Annotated in this window: 18 protein-coding genes; 15 read left to right on the top strand and 3 right to left on the bottom strand. The window is 35.8% G+C overall.

The genetic code is table 11. The features are described from left to right. The first annotated feature begins 79 nt into the window (after positions 1-79). Genes gcvT through gcvPB form a run of 3 tightly spaced genes read left to right on the top strand, consistent with a single transcriptional unit; the run spans position 80 to position 3,998 of the window. Positions 80-1,171 carry a glycine cleavage system aminomethyltransferase GcvT gene (gene gcvT, locus ACF3N8_RS07895; RefSeq protein ID WP_009382528.1) on the top strand — a complete coding sequence of 364 codons (1,092 nt, stop codon included), beginning with the start codon at positions 80-82 and terminating at the stop codon, positions 1,169-1,171. A 12-nt stretch (positions 1,172-1,183) separates the two neighbouring features. Continuing rightward, entirely contained in the window at positions 1,184-2,533 is a 1,350-nt protein-coding gene (gene gcvPA, locus ACF3N8_RS07900) for an aminomethyl-transferring glycine dehydrogenase subunit GcvPA (protein WP_009382527.1), read from the top strand. Then, the gene (gcvPB, locus tag ACF3N8_RS07905; protein ID WP_009382526.1) at positions 2,523-3,998 is read left to right on the top strand and encodes an aminomethyl-transferring glycine dehydrogenase subunit GcvPB; all 1,476 of its coding nucleotides are present in this window, start codon (positions 2,523-2,525) and stop codon (positions 3,996-3,998) included. The genes gcvPA and gcvPB overlap by 11 nt, the downstream gene beginning before the upstream one ends. A 96-nt stretch (positions 3,999-4,094) precedes the next feature. Here gcvPB and ACF3N8_RS07910 read toward each other — a convergent pair whose 3' ends face one another. After that, complete coding sequence (locus ACF3N8_RS07910) at positions 4,095-4,481, bottom strand: rhodanese-like domain-containing protein (RefSeq protein ID WP_009382525.1); 387 nt, start codon at positions 4,479-4,481, stop codon at positions 4,095-4,097. 154 nt (positions 4,482-4,635) lie between these two features. Between ACF3N8_RS07910 and ACF3N8_RS07915 the strand changes: the two genes are divergently transcribed. Then, entirely contained in the window at positions 4,636-5,466 is an 831-nt protein-coding gene (locus ACF3N8_RS07915; protein ID WP_009382523.1) for a biotin/lipoate A/B protein ligase family protein, read from the top strand. A 74-nt stretch (positions 5,467-5,540) separates the two neighbouring features. Here ACF3N8_RS07915 and ACF3N8_RS07920 read toward each other — a convergent pair whose 3' ends face one another. Further along, on the bottom strand, positions 5,541-5,759 hold the full coding sequence (locus ACF3N8_RS07920) for an SA1362 family protein (RefSeq protein WP_026048946.1): 219 nt from the start codon (positions 5,757-5,759) through the stop codon (positions 5,541-5,543). 10 nt (positions 5,760-5,769) lie between these two features. Beyond that, entirely contained in the window at positions 5,770-6,384 is a 615-nt protein-coding gene (locus ACF3N8_RS07925) for a hypothetical protein (protein ID WP_238093422.1), read from the bottom strand. 98 nt (positions 6,385-6,482) lie between these two features. On the opposite strand from ACF3N8_RS07925, the gene ACF3N8_RS07930 reads away from it, so the two are divergent. From ACF3N8_RS07930 to ahrC, 11 genes are all read left to right on the top strand, one after another. After that, the gene (locus tag ACF3N8_RS07930) at positions 6,483-7,541 is read left to right on the top strand and encodes a M24 family metallopeptidase (protein ID WP_392449808.1); all 1,059 of its coding nucleotides are present in this window, start codon (positions 6,483-6,485) and stop codon (positions 7,539-7,541) included. Between the two features lie 26 nt (positions 7,542-7,567). After that, positions 7,568-8,125, top strand: a complete 558-nt coding sequence (gene efp, locus ACF3N8_RS07935) for an elongation factor P (protein WP_009382517.1) — start codon at positions 7,568-7,570, stop codon at positions 8,123-8,125. 349 nt (positions 8,126-8,474) lie between these two features. Then, a complete protein-coding gene (accB, locus tag ACF3N8_RS07940) occupies positions 8,475-8,936 on the top strand; it encodes an acetyl-CoA carboxylase biotin carboxyl carrier protein (protein ID WP_238102070.1) in 462 nt (153 codons plus the stop codon). A gap of 2 nt (positions 8,937-8,938) precedes the next feature. After that, the gene (gene accC / locus ACF3N8_RS07945) at positions 8,939-10,291 is read left to right on the top strand and encodes an acetyl-CoA carboxylase biotin carboxylase subunit (RefSeq protein ID WP_392449809.1); all 1,353 of its coding nucleotides are present in this window, start codon (positions 8,939-8,941) and stop codon (positions 10,289-10,291) included. A 24-nt stretch (positions 10,292-10,315) separates the two neighbouring features. Beyond that, a complete protein-coding gene (locus ACF3N8_RS07950; protein ID WP_238100781.1) occupies positions 10,316-10,693 on the top strand; it encodes an Asp23/Gls24 family envelope stress response protein in 378 nt (125 codons plus the stop codon). Between the two features lie 30 nt (positions 10,694-10,723). Continuing rightward, positions 10,724-11,119: a transcription antitermination factor NusB gene (gene nusB, locus ACF3N8_RS07955; protein ID WP_009382512.1), complete on the top strand. Its 396-nt coding sequence runs from the start codon at positions 10,724-10,726 to the stop codon at positions 11,117-11,119. Between the two features lie 8 nt (positions 11,120-11,127). Next, positions 11,128-12,465 carry an exodeoxyribonuclease VII large subunit gene (xseA, locus tag ACF3N8_RS07960; RefSeq protein WP_009382511.1) on the top strand — a complete coding sequence of 446 codons (1,338 nt, stop codon included), beginning with the start codon at positions 11,128-11,130 and terminating at the stop codon, positions 12,463-12,465. Beyond that, positions 12,458-12,691, top strand: a complete 234-nt coding sequence (locus ACF3N8_RS07965; RefSeq protein ID WP_009382510.1) for an exodeoxyribonuclease VII small subunit — start codon at positions 12,458-12,460, stop codon at positions 12,689-12,691. The genes xseA and ACF3N8_RS07965 overlap by 8 nt, the downstream gene beginning before the upstream one ends. Continuing rightward, positions 12,660-13,544, top strand: a complete 885-nt coding sequence (locus tag ACF3N8_RS07970; protein ID WP_009382509.1) for a polyprenyl synthetase family protein — start codon at positions 12,660-12,662, stop codon at positions 13,542-13,544. The genes ACF3N8_RS07965 and ACF3N8_RS07970 overlap by 32 nt, the downstream gene beginning before the upstream one ends. Before the next feature lie 107 nt (positions 13,545-13,651). Further along, positions 13,652-15,544, top strand: a complete 1,893-nt coding sequence (gene dxs, locus ACF3N8_RS07975; protein ID WP_392449810.1) for a 1-deoxy-D-xylulose-5-phosphate synthase — start codon at positions 13,652-13,654, stop codon at positions 15,542-15,544. 440 nt (positions 15,545-15,984) lie between these two features. After that, positions 15,985-16,437, top strand: a complete 453-nt coding sequence (ahrC, locus tag ACF3N8_RS07980) for a transcriptional regulator AhrC/ArgR (RefSeq protein ID WP_009382507.1) — start codon at positions 15,985-15,987, stop codon at positions 16,435-16,437. Positions 16,438-16,444 lie beyond the last annotated feature (7 nt).

Raw genomic sequence — 16,444 nt, forward strand, 5'->3', positions numbered from 1 at the left:
CATTCCTGAAGGATATTCAACAGGGTGGCAAGTTACTTGTCACTCTTTTTTATTTATCATTTAAAATGGGGGTTTCAATATGTCAAATGAATTAAAACAAACACCACTTTATCAAAGTTTTGTTGATCACGATGCTAAAATCGTGGAATTCGGTGGTTGGGCAATGCCAGTTCAATTCTCTAGCATTAAAGAAGAACACAATGCGGTTAGAGAAAACGTTGGTATGTTCGATGTAAGTCACATGGGAGAAATCTTAATTGAAGGTCCTGAAGCTTCTAAGCTTGTTCAATATTTATTATCTAACGACACTTCTAAGTTAACTACTGAAAAAGCACAATACACAGCTTTATGTAACGAAAAAGGTGGCGTAATTGATGATTTAATCACTTATCAGTTAGATGATAATAAATATTTATTAGTCGTTAACGCTGCTAATACGGATAAAGATTACGAATGGATGGCTAACCATAAAAATGGTTTTGATGCTGAGGTTACGAACGTATCTAAAGACTATGGCCAAATTGCTGTTCAAGGTCCTAAAGCACGTGACCTAGTTGCATCTTTAGTAGACGTTGACGTTTCAGAAATGAAACCGTTTGAATTTAAACAAAATGTCGAAATATTCGGTAAAAAAGTATTACTTTCTCAATCAGGTTACACTGGTGAAGACGGTTTTGAAATCTATACGAAGGCTGAAGATACTTTAGCTGTATGGGAAGGCTTCATTGATAAAGATGTAACATTATGTGGTCTAGGTGCACGTGACACGTTACGTTTAGAAGCTGGTTTACCTTTACATGGTCAAGACTTATCAGAAGATATTACGCCATATGACGGCGGTATCGCATTTGCTTGTAAACCTCTAATTGAAGAGGACTTTATTGGTAAAGACGTACTTAAAGAACAAAAAGAAAATGGTTCACCACGTCGTTCAGTTGGTATTGAATTAGTTGGTAAAGGTATCCCTCGTACTGGCTATGAAGTATACAACGAAGATGGTGAAGAAATCGGTGTTGTAACTTCAGGTACACAATCTCCATCATCAGGCAAATCAATTGGTCTAGCTATGATTAAGAGAGATGAATATGAACTTGGTAAAACAATCATTATTCAAGTTCGTAAGCGTCAAGTAGAAGCTAAAATTGTTAAGAAAAATCATATCAATAAATAAGGGGTGTATATTGTGAGTCATCGTTATATTCCATTAACAGAACAAGACAAAAAAGAAATGCTTGGAACTATTGGTGTTAACTCTATCGATGAGTTATATAGTGACGTTCCTAAAGAAATCTTATTAGATCGCAAATTAAACATTGAAGAGGCAGTACCAGAAACAACACTTTTAAAAAGATTAAATAAAATCGCAAGTAAAAACATTACTAAAGAAACACACACATCTTTCCTAGGTGCTGGTGTTTATGATCATTACACACCTGCAGTTGTAGATGCGATGATTTCAAGATCTGAATTCTATACTGCGTACACACCATACCAACCTGAGATCTCACAAGGTGAACTACAAGCAATTTTCGAATTCCAAACATTAATCTGTGAACTTACAGATATGGATATCGCTAACTCATCTATGTATGATGGTATGACAAGTTTTGCTGAAGCTTGTATTTTAGCTTTTGCTCAAACGAAGAAAAACAAAATCGTAGTATCTAAAGGCTTACATTACCAAGCGCTTCAAGTACTACACACTTATGCAGAAATTAGAGAAGATTTTGAAGTCGTAGAAGTTGATCTTGACGGTACAGTAACGGACTTAGAAAAGTTACAAGACGCTATCGATGACGATACAGCTGCTGTTGCAGTTCAATATCCTAACTTCTATGGTTCTATTGAAGACTTAGAAAAGATCAAGTCATTCATTGAAGATAAAAAAGCATTATTCATTGTATACGCTAACCCATTAGCTCTAGGTTTATTAACACCTCCAGGTAGCTTTGGTGCGGACATTGTTGTTGGTGATACTCAAGTATTTGGTATTCCAGCTCAATTTGGTGGTCCTCACTGTGGTTACTTCGCAACGACTAAAAAGTTAATGCGTAAAGTACCAGGTCGTTTAGTAGGTCAAACGCAAGATGACCATGGTAACCGTGGCTTTGTATTAACATTACAAGCGCGTGAACAACATATCCGTCGTGACAAAGCGACTTCAAATATCTGTTCAAACCAAGCGTTAAACGCGATTGCTTCATCTATCGCGATGTCAGCTCTTGGTAAACAAGGTATTCAAGAAATTGCTGAACGTAACCTTGAAAATGCAAACTATGCAAAACAACAATTTAAAGATAACGGTTTCGAAGTATTAGATGGTATGTCATTTAACGAATTCGTTGTTAAATTCGATAAACCAATTGCTGAAGTTAATAAACAATTACTTGAAGCAGATATTATCGGTGGTTTCGACTTAAGTGCTGCATCTAGCGACTTTGACAATCATATGTTAATTGCAGTTACAGAATTAAGAACTAAAGAAGAGATTGATACATTCGTTAAGAAAGCAGGTGAAGTAAATGGTCAGTAAATCAAGTCCATTAATTTTTGAACGTTCTAAAGTAGGTAGATTCTCTTATTCATTACCAGAAAAAGATATTGAAGGTCAAAAAGCTTCGTCACTTTTAGATGAGAAATTCATCCGTAAAGAAAAAGCAGAATTACCTGAAGTTGCTGAATTAGATTTAGTTCGTCACTATACTGAGCTTTCTAATAAAAACTTCGGTATCGATAACGGTTTCTATCCATTAGGTTCATGTACGATGAAGTACAACCCTAAAATTAATGAAAAAGTTGCACGAATTCCTGGATTTAGTGAATCACATCCTTTACAAGATGTTGAACAAGTTCAAGGTTCTTTAGAAATCGTGTATAACTTACAAGAAGAACTTAAAGAAATCACAGGTATGGACGAAGTAACGTTACAACCTGCAGCTGGTGCTCACGGTGAGTGGACAGCATTAATGATTTTCAAAGCGTATCATAAGAAAAATGGTGAAGGTCACCGTAACGAAGTTATCGTACCTGACTCAGCTCACGGTACTAACCCAGCCTCTGCGGCATTCGCTGGATTTAAATCAGTTACAGTTAAGTCTAACGAACGCGGCGAAGTGGATATTGAGCACTTAAAAGAGCTTGTTAATGAAAACACTGCAGCGATCATGTTAACAAACCCAAATACGCTTGGTATTTTCGAACAAAACATCATGGAAATTGGTAAAATCGTTCACGAAGCAGGCGGCTTATTATACTACGATGGTGCTAACTTAAATGCCATCATGGATAAAGTACGTCCTGGAGACATGGGCTTTGACGCTGTACACTTAAACTTACACAAAACATTCACTGGTCCTCACGGCGGTGGTGGTCCTGGTTCAGGCCCAATCGGCGTTAAGAAAGAATTAAAATCATTTATGCCTAAACCACTTGTAGTTAAAGAGGGCGACAGCTTTAAATATGACAATGATATTGAAAATTCTATCGGACGTGTTAAACCGTTCTACGGTAACTTCGGTATCTATCTTAGAGCATACACGTACATCCGCTCTATGGGTGCTACAGGCTTAAAAGAAGTATCTGAATCAGCTGTATTAAATGCAAACTATATCAAAGCGCGTCTTAAAGAAGAATTCGAAATTCCATTCGATCAATATTGTAAACATGAATTCGTTCTAAGTGGTGTTAAACAAAAAGAACTAGGTGTACGTACATTAGACATGGCTAAACGTCTTTTAGACTTTGGTGTACATCCACCTACAATTTACTTCCCACTTAACGTTCAAGAAGGTATGATGATTGAGCCTACAGAAACTGAATCTAAAGACACTTTAGATTACTTCTGTGACGCTTTAATTCAAATCTCTAATGAAGCTAAAGAAGATCCTGATAAAGTATTAGAGGCACCTCATAATACGATTATCGACCGTTTAGATGAAACACAAGCTGCGCGTAAACCTGTTTTAAAATTTGAAGGTTTAAAAGCTGAAAAAGAATAAATAACATATTAATCGATACACTAAAAAACACCCAAGCCACATAGCAGTGGTTTGGGTGTTTTAATAATTATAATAAAATAAATTGGTGAGATAAGCTTATTTCTTAGACTTAATCTTACCTGTCCATTTTTTATAGCCGCCTTTAAGCATATAAATATCAGTGTAACCTTTTTTCTTAAGGATACGAGCTGCTCTGTAGCTAGCGATACCATTCGCATCAATTAAGTAAATCGGTTGATCTTTACGTAAGCCTTTATAACGTTGACGAAACATCGTCATAGGAATATTTCGAGCACCGTTAATGTGGCCGTAGTCATAATCAACTTTCTCTCTTAAATCAATAACTTGAGATTTACGTAAACCATCACTAAATTCATTTTGGTTTAATTCAGTAACTGATTTTTTATTCATGAAAAATTGATAGACCATATATAGCACAATAATAATTAATATTGCTAGGGCTATAAACCAAAAGTTACTCATCTTGCATCCTCCCTAAAATACCGATATTATAATTATAAGACTGTTCTAGTTAATTTTCAAAACTTTTTCATTGAAAAATTTATGAATTAATATAATGTGAAAAGTTAGAATTTAGTGCAATATACATAGATATATTTAGATAGGAGTTTTATAATTGACTGAAACTTGGAACTTTATTAACACTGGAAGCAACGACCCGTTTTACAATATGGCAGTCGATGAGGCACTGTTAAATTTTGTATCTCGAGGTGAAATAGATCCAGTAGTTAGATTCTACACTTGGGATCCACCTACATTATCAGTAGGGTATTTCCAAAGACTAAAAAAAGAAATCGACATCGATATGGTGCGTGAAAAAGGATATGGTCTCGTACGTCGTCAAACAGGCGGACGCGGGGTATTACATGATAAAGAGTTAACTTACAGTGTGATTGTACCTGAATCACATGAAAATATGCCAAAGACAGTAACTGAAGCATACCGAGTGATTTCAGAAGGACTGTTAGAAGGATTTAAATCATTAGGATTTGATGCTTATTTTGCTGTCCCTCGTTCAAAAGAAGAACGTGAGAAATTAAAACAACCACGTAGTGCTGTATGTTTTGACGCGCCAAGTTGGTATGAACTTGTAGTAGAAGGTCGTAAAATTGCAGGTAGCGCGCAAACTAGACAAAAGGGCGTTATCTTACAACATGGTTCTATCTTGCAAGAGGTTGACATTGATGACTTATTCGATATGTTCATCTTCAAAAATGATCGCCTTAAAGACAAAATGAAAAAGGCGTTTATCGATAAAGCAGTCGCAATTAACGATATTGCTGATAAACACATTACCTTAGAAGAAATGGAAGAAGCATTTGAAGCTGGCTTTAAAAAAGGTCTTAATATCGAATTCAAGCCTTTAACATTTACAGAAGCCCAAGAAGCAGAAATTAAAGAACTAGAAGCGAAATTTAAGTCTGACGAGTGGAATTACCGTAAATAACGACATCTCACATATTAAAGATTTATTTCAACTTTAAAAGCCCTAGATGATATATGGTCAACTAGGGCTTTCTCTTACTTTCTACGACGTCGTTTGTTCTTTCGCAACGCACGACGATATTTCCGTTGATCTTCGGTTAAGAAGAAGAAATGGTATATAAGATATCCAATACCTACTAAAATTAATAGGGAGATTATCATTCTAATGAAGCTATCCATAAACATATTAAAATTGAGAACAATTCCTATTAAGGCAACGATGACAATAAACCAAAAGAATATTTTTTGACCCATGCTTTCACCTCTATTCTTGTGATGTAGTTTCAGAATCATTACTTTCAGTTTCTTGATTTACATAAGTAATTTCACGTAATTTCTGTCTACCTTTAGTTATTTTCTTATCATCTTTATCACGATAACCATCTTTGATTTCAGTTAATGCTTTATCTAAATTCTTATTTATTGATTTAATTTGTTTGTCATCATCTTTAGATATTTTAGAAACTTCCTCAATGTTAGACTTATAATCATCGTAAGCAGTGCTAGCTTTCTCTTGTAATTCATCTAACTGCTCATTAATTTCATCTTCACCTTTATTTTCCGTAACTTCTTCATCTATCTTGGCATATTCCTCAATAATATGCGTAATATCTTCATAATACTTAGCAGAAGCTTCTAGATAATCAGAATGCTTTTGATTTTGTTTGGCCTGTTTACCGTTCTCCATATCCATTTCAAGACCATGAAGACGTTCCTTTTTATCGGAGATATCTGTCTTAAGTTCTTGAATCTTAAGCTTTGTTTTATGGTTAGATTCTCTTAATTTAGTTGTTTTCTCTTCAATTGGAGCTAAATCTTGGCTCCCGCAAGCAGTTAATAATAACGAACCTGAAATAAGTAGCAACAAACTTTTTTTCATCTCATAATCTTCCTATTCAATTAATTTTTATAAAGTATGTATGCTATCATTTTAATGTATAGCGTTACTTAGTACAAATATTTAAAGGGGATGACGACATGAATAAATTAGAAAATGTGAAAAACATTTTAAAAGAGAAAGATCTAGATGCCTTAATCATATTATCTGATTTCAATAGACGCTACGTTTCAAACTTTACAGGAACGAGCGGTGCGCTGTTAATCACATCTAAAGAATCAATCCTTGTCACTGACTTTAGATATATCGAACAAGCTAATGAACAGGCTAAAGGCTTTGAAATCGTTAAGCAAACGAAGGATTTAATTGCTACCGTTGGCGAGCTAATTGAATCTAAAGGACTTAAAGAAATTGGCTTTGAAGGTCCACATGTACCTTACGATACATATGAGGCTTTAAATGCATTTGATTTTACCTTAACTTCGGTAAATTTTGATATTGATAAAATCAGACAAGTTAAAACTCAAGAAGAAATTGAGATTATTCAACATGCAGCTAAAATCGTGGATGATGCCTATGAATATATTTTAACAGTTGTAAAACCAGGTATGACTGAGAAAGAAGTTAAAGCATACCTAGAAAGTAAAATGCTTCATCTTGGTGCTGATGACACGTCATTCGATACGATTGTAGCTTCAGGCTATCGTGGCGCATTACCACATGGTGTTGCTAGTGATAAAGTAATCGAGAAAGGCGATATGATTACACTCGACTTTGGTGCTTATTATCAAGGCTACGCTTCAGATATTACGCGTACATTTGCGGTCGGCGACCCTGATCCTAAAATGAAAGAAATTTATAACATTGTTTTAAAAGCACAAGAAGAAGCTGTGAAACAAGCGAAAGCAGGCATGGGTTGTAAAGAACTTGATGCTGTAGCGCGTGACATTATTACTGAAGCAGGCTATGGTGATAACTTTGGTCACTCACTAGGTCATGGTATCGGGCTCGATGTACACGAAGCACCAGTACTGTCATTCAAATCTGATGCCACTTTAAAAGTCAATCAATGTGTTACAATTGAACCGGGTATTTATGTAGAAGGTTTAGGTGGCGTACGTATTGAAGATGACATTTTAATCACTGAAGATGGGTGTCAACGCTTTACTAATTCGTCAAAAGAACTTATTATTTTATAATGAAAGCATAATGAGGAGGAAACTGAATGATTTCGGTTAATGATTTTAAAACAGGTTTAACTATTTCTGTAGATAACGGTATTTGGAAAGTTGTAGACTTCCAACACGTTAAACCAGGTAAAGGTTCTGCATTCGTACGTTCTAAGTTACGTAACCTACGTACAGGTGCGATTCAAGAGAAAACATTCCGTGCTGGTGAAAAAGTAGAACCAGCAATGATTGAAAACCGCCGTATGCAATACTTATATGCAGATGGTGAAAACCATGTCTTCATGGATAACGAAACGTTCGATCAAATTGAATTACCTGAAGATTACTTAAAATATGAACTTCAATTCTTAAAAGCGAACATGGAAGTTCAAATTCAATCTTATGAAGGTGAAACAATCGGTATTGAATTACCTAAAACTGTTGAACTTACAGTTACGGATACTGAACCAGGTATCAAAGGCGATACAGCAACTGGTGCTACGAAATCAGCTACAGTTGAAACTGGTTATACGTTAAACGTACCACTTTTCGTTAATGAAGGTGACGCATTAGTTATTAACACTTCTGACGGAAGCTATAGTTCAAGAGCATAATCGTCAAATCATTGCTAAGTTTGAACCATGATTCTCAATTTCTTATACAGCCTGCGTACCTTTAGCACTGTTGAGTTTTTTACTCAATATTAAGCTATTTACGTCGTGCTGACTTAAGAGATTGAGAATTTTTCTATATCAATAGGAAATTATAGCGTAAGCCTACCTATATTTCTGTTCATTGAAACTCATAAAATGTTACTATTACTATGTGTACATATTTATCAATTAAAATGATGTATCATACATGAGTTTAGGGTAAATGTATATGCGTGATTTACTTGAATTGATAAAATCTGTAAAGTAAAATAACAGGATAGACGAAATCTAACTGAAGGAGTCAGTCGAAATGAATTTTAAAGAGATTAAAGAATTAATAGAGATATTAGACAATTCTAACTTAACCGAAATTAATGTTGAAAGTAAGGGGAATAATGTAACACTTAAGAAGGAAAAAGAAGTTATCCGTGAAAGTGTTCAAGCTCAACCAGTACATAACCAACCTGCTCAACCACAAGCACCAGTCAATACGTCTGACCAATCAAACCCAGGTTCTAACGATCAAGAAGACGATGGTACGCAAAAAATTACTGCACCAATGGTTGGTACATTCTATAAAGCACCATCACCAGATGAACCTGCATATGTTCAAGTTGGAGATAAAGTATCTAACGAATCCACTGTTTGTATTTTAGAAGCTATGAAATTATTTAACGAAATTCAAGCCGAAGTATCAGGCGAGATTGTTGAAATTCTAGTAGAAGACGGACAAATGGTAGAGTATGGCCAACCGTTATTTAAGGTGAAATAATGATGAAGAAAATTCTAATTGCTAACCGTGGGGAGATTGCAGTTCGAATTATTCGAGCATGCCATGAACTAGGGATACAAACAGTAGCGATTTATTCTGAAGGCGATAAAGACGCTTTACATACTCAAATAGCAGATGAAGCATACTGTGTAGGTCCAACGCAATCTAAAGATTCATATTTAAATATTCCAAACATACTCTCAATCGCAACAGCAACTGGATGTGACGGGGTACATCCAGGTTATGGTTTCTTAGCGGAAAATGGGGATTTCGCTGAACTATGTGAAGCTTGCCAATTAAAATTTATTGGACCAAACTATAGCTCAATACAAAAAATGGGAATCAAAGACGTTGCTAAAGAAGAAATGAAACGTGCTGAAGTTCCTGTAGTTCCAGGTAGTGAAGGCTTAGTTGATTCCATTTCGGAAGCTAAGAAGACAGCTAAACGTATCGGTTACCCAGTTATCATTAAAGCAACAGCAGGTGGTGGCGGTAAAGGTATCCGTGTAGCTCGCGACGTTAAAGAGCTTGAAAACGGTTATAAGATGACTCAACAAGAAGCTGAGACAGCTTTCGGTAATGGCGGTTTATATCTTGAGAAATTTATAGAAAACTTTAGACACGTTGAAATTCAAATTATTGGTGATGAATATGGTAACGTTATTCACTTAGGGGAACGTGACTGTACGATCCAACGCCGTATGCAAAAGCTCGTTGAAGAAGCACCATCACCGATCATATCTGAAGATAAGCGTAAAGAAATGGGCGATGCGGCAGTACGTGCTGCTAAAGCCGTGAATTATGTCAATGCAGGTACAATTGAATTTATCTATGATTTAGATACGAATGACTTCTATTTCATGGAAATGAATACGCGTATCCAAGTTGAGCATCCTGTAACTGAAATGGTTACTGGAGTCGACTTAGTTAAACTACAAATCAAAGTAGCTATGGGCGAACGATTACCATACACGCAAGATGACATTCAGATTAATGGTCACGCGATGGAATTTCGTATTAATGCAGAGAACCCATATCAAAACTTCATGCCATCACCTGGTAAAATTGAGCAATACTTAACACCTGGTGGTATGGGCGTACGTATCGAATCTGCTTGCTATACAAACTATATGATTCCACCTTACTACGATTCTATGGTGGCCAAATTAATCGTGCATCAACCAACGCGTGATGAAGCGATTCAAACAGGTATTCGTGCATTAAGCGAATTTGTCGTGCTTGATATTGATACGACAATTCCATTCCATTTACGTTTATTAAATCATGATGTTTTCCGAAAAGGATTCTTTTCAACGAAATTCTTGGAAATTCATGATATTATGAATGGAGAATAATAGTTAATAAAGGAGGCAAAAACCATGGTTCAAGCTATTGCCAAAGAACACCCGAATTTAGGTAATGTAGAAATCGCACCAGAGGTTATTTCCGTCATCGCAAGCATTGCTGCATCAGAGGTTGAAGGCGTGCATGGATTGTTCTCTGATTTTAAAGATATAACATTAGAGCGATTCGGTAAGAGAAATCCAAGCAAAGGTATCAAAGTAGAAACGAAAGATAACGAAATTTATATTGATGTGTATTGTTCATTTAAATATGGCACACGCATTTCTGAGACTGCTCACAAAGTTCAAAATGCTATTCATAATTCAATAAAAACGATGTCTGCGATTACACCTAAACAAGTCAATATTCATATTTCTCACATCGAAGTGTCTCATAATAAAAAAGTGCGCTAGTAGAAATTTACAGAAATGAAGGAGCATAATATGAGTAGAACACAAGCAAGAGCTCAAGCTTTTCAAACTTTATTCCAATTAGAGATGAAAGATACCGAACTTTCAATTGATGAAGCGATTTCATTTATTAAAGATGATTATCCAGATTTAGACTTCGACTTCATTCACTGGCTTGTATCAGGCGTTAAAGATCATGAATCTGTTCTTGATAATAAGATTCAACCCTATTTAAAGGACTGGACGATTTCTCGTCTTTTAAAATCTGATCGCATCATTCTACGTATCGCTACTTATGAAATCGGTTATAGTGATACGCCTGATAAAGTTATCATTAATGAAGCCATCGAACTTGCCAAGCAATATAGTGACGAAGGTCACTACAAATTTGTGAACGGCGTATTAAGTAATATTATTAAAAATGATTGAGTGATTTTATGTCAAAATATCTAAGTGTTTCAGCACTCACGAAATACATTAAATATAAATTTGATCAAGACCCGCATCTTCAAACGGTGCTTATTAAAGGTGAAATCTCCAACTTTAAAAAGCACTTTAGCGGTCACCTTTACTTTGCTTTAAAAGACAAAGGAAGCGTAATCAGCGCGATGATGTTTAAAGGAAATGCTTCAAAATTAAACTTTGAACCTAAAGAAGGTGACGAAGTTTTAATTGAAGCACGTGTTTCTGTTTATGAGGCACGAGGAAGTTATCAAATTTATGTTAATAAAATGCAATTAGATGGTATTGGTAACTTATACCAACGACTTGAAGAACTTAAGAAGAAGTTACACAAAGCAGGCTATTTTGATCAATCTCTTAAAAAGCCCATTCCAAAATACCCTCAAAAAATTGCAGTATTAACAGCGAGCACGGGTGCTGCGATTCGAGATATTCACTCTACGATTAATAAGCGCTATCCACTTGTGGAACAAGTTCAAATCAATACCTTAGTACAAGGTAAACAAGCGAAACAGGATATTATTCAAAACATTCAAAAGGCTGATGCATTAGGTGTAGACACGATCATTATCGGTCGTGGTGGCGGTTCTATAGAAGATTTATGGAACTTTAATGAAGAAGAAGTTGTTCAAGCAATATATGAATGCCAAACGCCAATTATTTCAGCGGTTGGTCACGAGACTGACTTCACGCTTAGTGACTTTGTAGCTGATGTTAGAGCTGCCACACCTACGCAAGCAGCTGTAATCGCGACTCCTGATAAGTATGAGTTACTTCAACAACTAAAACAAACGAAGTTAACACTTACAAGGTCAATGCAACAACTTTTAAAACATCATTCCAAACATTTATCTCATCTATCATCTTATTATAAGTTCAAACAACCTACATTACTTTATGATCAACAACTTCAAAGGAAAGATGATCTTGAAAAGCAACTTATACAAACAATGATGTTGAGAATTCAAAACACGACCTATCAATTAAGCTTGTATAATCAACGTTTTAATCTCAAACAATTAAATGAACGTGTGACTCATCTAAATGAGACAAAAGCTAAGTTAAGTTCTAGGCTTCAACAAACAATGAAATCAACCTTAAAGCATCATCAAAATGCCTATGTAAATAAACTAGAACGACTTAACAATCTCAGTCCTACTAACACGATGCTACGTGGTTATACCATCGTGAATAAAGACGATAAAGTTGTGACGAGCACACAAGCTTTAAAAGAAAATGATGAAATTGAACTTACTATGAAGGATGGCAACGTCGATGCAATCGTAAAGAAAGTTAGGTGTAAAAATGAGTAAGAAGCAAAACTTTGAAGACATGATGCAAGAACTTGAAAACATTGTTCAAAAGCTTGATAACGAAACAGTTTCCCTAGAAGAGTCGTTAGAACTCTATCAACGCGGCATGGAATTATCAACGAAATGTGATCAAACGCTTAAAAATGCTGAAGAAAAAGTGAACGAAATGATTAAAGAAGAAGAGGATAATAATCATGATAACGCCACACATGAAGCAAACAATTGATGATATAAATAACGTCATCGAACAATCGATTGAAACTTCAGAACTGAATACGAACCTAGAAGAAAGCATGCGCTATTCACTTCAAGCAGGCGGGAAACGTATTCGCCCCTTACTCATGTTACTTACCATTGATATGATTGATCCTAACGCCGTACAAAATGGTTATCAAACCGCTATAGCGCTAGAGATGATTCATACGTACTCACTGATTCATGACGATTTACCCGCTATGGACAACGATGACTATAGACGTGGTAAATTAACGAATCATAAAGTTTATGGTGAATGGAAAGCCATTCTAGCCGGAGATGCGCTTTTAACAAAAGCATTCGAAATCATCACGAAAGATGAGAAGCTAGAACCAACGATTCAGGTTCAATTAATCAAAGACCTAGCTATCGCAAGTGGACATATGGGCATGATTGGTGGTCAAACGATTGATATGGAGAGTGAAGATAAGACAATCTCACTATCGCAACTTGAAACCATTCATCGCTATAAAACTGGTGCTTTACTTAAATACGCTGTTTTAGCAGGTGCACACATTGCGAAAGTAGATGGGAAATACCTTAATGCATTAGATACATTCGGCGATGCACTTGGGATGATTTTCCAAATTAAAGATGATTTACTTGATATATATGGTGACGAAGCCGAAATCGGTAAACCGACAGGAAGCGACGTTGCGAACAATAAAAATACATATGTTTCATTATTAGGCGAGAAAGAGACAAACGCACGTCTACATGCATATGTCGATCAAGCTCACAACGCTTTAAACGAATTAGAAAATGAATTTGATACATCAGAGCTCCAAGAAATCACAAAATTAATGTATCAACGCACGAAATAAATAGTCATTACACTTTACGTTTACATTAATTGGGTATTATGATTAACTTAAATGATTAAACGTAACTTGCATATGAATTATTTCAACTTAAATTAAGGGTGATATATGTGGATATAGAAAAAATACAGGATCCATCATTCTTAAAAAGTCTTAATGACGAGGAACTGATTCAACTTAGCGAAGAAATCAGAACATTTCTCATCAAAAAATGTTCGATCACTGGTGGACATATTGGTGCTAACTTAGGTGTTGTTGAATTAACACTTGCATTACACAAGTATTTTGATAGTCCTACTGACAAGATACTTTTCGATGTGGGGCATCAATCATATATTCATAAAATATTGACTGGCCGTGGTGAACAATTTGATACATTACGACAATATAAAGGATTATGTGGATTCCCTAAATTAAAAGAGTCTGAACATGACGTGTGGGAAGCAGGTCACAGTTCAACATCTTTATCAGCAGCACATGGTATGGCGAAAGCACGTGATATAAGAGGCGAAGACCATCACGTTGTTCCAATTATTGGTGACGGTGCTTTAACAGGTGGTATGGCACTTGAAGCTTTAAATAATATTGGCCATGATAAAACGAATATCAATATCATTTTAAATGATAACGAAATGAGTATTGCCCCGAACGTTGGCGCAATGCATAATATGTTAGGCCGTATTCGCATGAATCAAGGCTATAATCGTCTAAAAGTAGATGCGGAAACTGTACTAAGCAAGTTACCAGGTGGCAGTCGATTACGTGAATCAGCTGATCGTTTAAAAGATAGCTTGAAATACCTCGTGGTAGACGGTGCCTTTTTTGAAGAGTTAGGTATTCGTTACATCGGACCAGTCGATGGACATAATTTCCACGAACTTAGAGAGTCAATTGAGACAGCTAAATCAATCGATAAACCAGTCATTATTCATGTTGTAACGAAAAAGGGTAAAGGTTATAAGCCAGCTGAACTCGATACAATCGGTACTTGGCATGGTCTTGGACCTTATAAACTTGAAACTGGTGAACAGATTAAAGGTACTAGCGCTGGTCCTTCATGGAGTCAGTTTATGAGCGATGAAATACTTCATTATGCAAAATCAGACAAACGTGTCGTAGCGATCACACCTGCAATGCCAGTAGGTTCTAAGTTAACGAAATTCCAAAATGAATTACCAGAGCAATTCTTTGATGTTGGTATCGCAGAACAACATGCCGTTACGATGGCTGCAGGTATGGCTGTAGACGGTATGAAACCGTACGTAGCGATTTATTCAACATTCTTACAACGTGCTTTTGACCAAGTGTTACACGATGTGGATCGTCAAAACTTAAACGTTATCTTTGGTGTTGACCGTGCTGGATTAGTTGGTGCAGACGGTGAAACACACCAAGGTGTCTTTGACATTGGTTTCTTAAGTCAGTGTCCTAATATGACAATTATGATGCCTAAAGATGAGAATGAGGCACAACATCTCGTTCATACTGCCATGAAATATGAAAATGGCCCAGTCGCAATCCGTTATCCAAGAGGTAATGGTTTAGGTGTGCCACTCGACACAACGAAACAAGAACTACCTATTGGTAAATGGGAAGTTATCCATGAAGGTAGCGATGTTGCACTTATTAGCTATGGACCAAGCGTTTCAATGATTGAGAAGGCGCAAGAGCTGCTTGAAGATTATGGTATCAAAGCGTCAGTAATTAATGCACGCTTTATCAAGCCAATGGATGAATCTCTACTAATGACGTTAGGTCGTAAGCAAACACCAATGATTATTGTTGAAGAAGCAATGTTAACGGGTGGACTAGGTAGTCAAATTCAATCATTTCTTATGGATAATCAATTTCTTAATCAAACTAAACGCTTTGGTATTATTAATGAGTATATCGAACACGGTGACGTTTCAGAAATCCTTCGTGACATCGGTTTAACTGCCGAAAACATTGTGAAAGCAACAACTGAAATGCTTTCAACACACAATCTTAAACAATCTCTTTAATACACATCGAATGCTTTTTTACTTCCTTGAAAAGTACTTTAGCATTCTTAGATGGACTTAAGACATTTAAACGAGTAAAGCTTTTATGCTTATTCATTCAATTTCTAAATCGCGATTGTAATAGGTCGAGACCTAGAATGAACGCCATATCGAAATTGACTTACATGTCTTAAGTCCTTTTTTTGATTTTAATGTATTGAATTTCCCTTCATCGTGTATTAAAGTCACAAAACCGGCTTAATCGCTCGTAATAAGAAACGTAGTTATCTATTAAATCGCTGACTTTCAAATGCGTCATAATCATGCATTTATTCAATTTATACATAAACGAAAAATCAAAACATTCGTGAATACCCTTACATTACATGGTTATTAGTAGTTGTAAAAATTTGCTTGTGATAAAATGAATGTATAAATATTCAAAATAAGAGGTGTTCGTCGTGGCCAAGAAATCGGTTAGACACATTAAAATCAGAGAAATTATCACAAATGAACAAATTGAAACTCAAGAAGAGTTAGTCAAAAGACTGAACGATTTTGAATTAAATGTCACTCAAGCGACAGTTTCTCGTGACATTAAAGAGTTACAACTTATTAAAGTGCCAGCACCAACCGGCCATTATGTCTATAGTTTGCCTAACGACCGCAAGTATCACCCTTTAGAAAAACTAGGTCGTTATTTAATGGATTCGTTCGTTAATATAGAAGGTACTGACAATCTTTTAGTACTTAAAACGTTACCAGGTAATGCGCAATCAATCGGTGCGATACTCGATCAAATCGATTGGGACGAAGTACTTGGTACCATTTGTGGTGATGATACATGTTTACTTATTTGCAGAAACAAAGATGCAGCTAAGGAAATTAAAGACAGAATCTTTAATATGCTATAGGATGTGA

This window comes from Staphylococcus massiliensis, from assembly GCF_043186315.1.
Lineage (GTDB): Bacteria > Bacillota > Bacilli > Staphylococcales > Staphylococcaceae > Staphylococcus > Staphylococcus massiliensis.